The organism is Mesorhizobium sp. M7A.F.Ca.MR.148.00.0.0 (assembly GCF_003997735.1).
Classification (GTDB): domain Bacteria; phylum Pseudomonadota; class Alphaproteobacteria; order Rhizobiales; family Rhizobiaceae; genus Mesorhizobium.
In genome coordinates, this window is record NZ_RZTB01000499.1 from 1 (window position 1) to 308 (window position 308).

General features: G+C 67.5%; 1 pseudogene. It reads right to left on the minus strand.

What is annotated here, in order from left to right:
- Positions 1–280 (minus strand): annotated as a pseudogene (locus EOB49_RS35100) (MFS transporter); the annotation flags it as partial.
- Positions 281–308: the final 28 nt, after the last annotated feature.

Below are 308 nucleotides of genomic sequence, written 5' to 3' on the forward strand. Positions count from 1 at the left end.
GGCGCCGCGCCAGCAGCCCTGATATGGTCATGCGGTAGCGCAGCGCGGTGACCAGAATGGCGCGCACAAGGCCGCGATCGCGCAAATCGAGCGCCTTGTATTGCGGGTGGCCATTCTCGTGATCGGTCAGCCCGTCAAGCGGTGTCCTGGCATCGATGACGGCGGCAAGCAGGCGCGCAGCCGCCTTGCGTGCGGCGAGACCGGCAACGAAGTCGCCGCCGTCCCTGTGTTCCTGATCACCTGAAACCGTGCGTCGTGGTCCTCTGTCCGCCACGCTCACGACCACCGGCCCTTGGGCCCGGTCGGAT